Source organism: Solidesulfovibrio sp., from assembly GCF_029978005.1.
GTDB lineage: Bacteria > Desulfobacterota > Desulfovibrionia > Desulfovibrionales > Desulfovibrionaceae > Solidesulfovibrio.
The window spans coordinates 1-1599 of record NZ_JARKOZ010000197.1; the positions used below are offsets into that span (position 1 = coordinate 1).

2 protein-coding genes are annotated in these 1599 nt (G+C 68.5%); both read right to left on the reverse strand.

Annotated features, from left to right (window positions below; translation table 11 throughout):
* A partial coding sequence (gene dhaL, locus Q1K70_RS20430) for a dihydroxyacetone kinase subunit DhaL (protein ID WP_300163991.1) occupies positions 1-584 on the reverse strand: 584 nt, incomplete at its 3' end.
* A gap of 15 nt (positions 585-599) precedes the next feature.
* A partial coding sequence (locus tag Q1K70_RS20435; RefSeq protein WP_300163994.1) for a dihydroxyacetone kinase subunit DhaK occupies positions 600-1599 on the reverse strand: 1000 nt, incomplete at its 5' end.

Here is a 1599-nt window from a genome sequence, read left to right on the forward strand (position 1 = left end):
GCGTCGAGGACGCCGGTGGAGCGTTCGCCGAGGCGGGCGGCGCGGCCGATGCGCGCCTGCAGGGCCTGGGTCGACTGCCAGCCCTGTTCCGCCGCGGCGATCATCGCGCCGAGCGCCGCGGAGAAATCCGATCCGGCGGCGACGGCAGCCTGGAAGGCCTCGCGTGCCGGCACCAGCGTATCCATCAGGGTCTTGTCACCGACCTTGGCGCTGCCCACCGACTCCACCCCGGCCACGGCATTGGCCAGCGCCTCCCCGAACAGGGCCGCGTCGAGCGTCTCCTTCCCGGCCAGCGTCTCCGAGAACCCCAGGAAAAAACTCCCGTAGAGCGGCCCCATCGAACCGCCGATGCCTTCCAGGAGCGTCATCGCCAGCGTGTCCAGCGCCTCGGCCAGCCCCGGCAGGGTCGGTTGGGCGCGCAGCGCCTCGCCACACAGCGTGAAGCCCTTGCTCATGTTGATGCCGTGATCGCCGTCGCCGATCAGGCCGTCGATCTCGGAGAGATACGCGCGGTTGGCGTTGATCGTCTCGACCAGGTCGAGGACGATTGCGCCGGCTTGTTTCAGTGCGAGTGTCTGTGCCATCGGTCGTGTCCTCCCTTACTTGCGCGTCAACCCGATCGCCGCGCACGGCGCCGTCAGGTAAGCCTCGAGTTCGGCATCGAGCTTGAGGACCGAGAGCGTCACCCCCATCATCTCCAGCGAGGTGAAGAAATTGCCGATGAGCGGCACGGCCACGGTCAGGCCGGCCTCGGCGAGGTATTTGGCCACGCCGGCGTAGAGGATGTACTGCTCCATCAGCGGGGTGGCGCCGAGCCCGGAGATCAGCACGGCGACGCGGTCGCCCGGAACAAAGGGCAGGTCGGGCACGACGGTGTCGACCATGATCCTGGCCATCTGGTCGGCCGGGACGATGGCCGAGACGTTGATGCCCGGCTCGCCGTGGTGGCCGATGCCGACTTCCATCTGCCCGTCGGCGATGTGGAAGTTGGCGTGTCCGACCGCCGGGATGACGCAGGAGGTCAGCCCGATGCCGATGCTGCGCGTGTTGTTAATCGTCTTTTGGGCGACGGCGATGACCGCGTCGAGCGAACCGCCCTGCGCCGCGCAGGCCCCGGCGGTCTTCCACATCAGTATCTCGCCGGCCACGCCGCGGCGCTTGGCTTCCTCGCCCCTGGGCGCGGAGGGCACGTCGTCGTTGGCCACCACCGTCTTCACGGGAATCCCGGCCCGCTCGGCCATCTTCATCGCCATCTTGACGTTCATGTTGTCGCCGGCGTAGTTGCCGTAGAGACACGCCACGCCGGCGCCGCCGTCGGCGGCCTGGATGGCGTCGAAGAAGCTCTTGGCGGTGGGCGAGGAGAAGATCTCGCCGACGGCCACGGCGTCGACCAGGGCCTCGCCGACGTAGCCGAGGAAGGCCGGCTCGTGTCCCGAGCCGCCGCCAGTGACGATGCCGACCTTGCCGGACACCGGCGCAACGGCGCGCTTGATCACGCGCGGGTTGCCGGCCGCAGAGGCCAGTTCGGGGTGGGCGGCAAGAATCCCCTGCAGCATGTCTTCGACCACCAGGTCTGGATTGTTGATGACGCGGTTCATG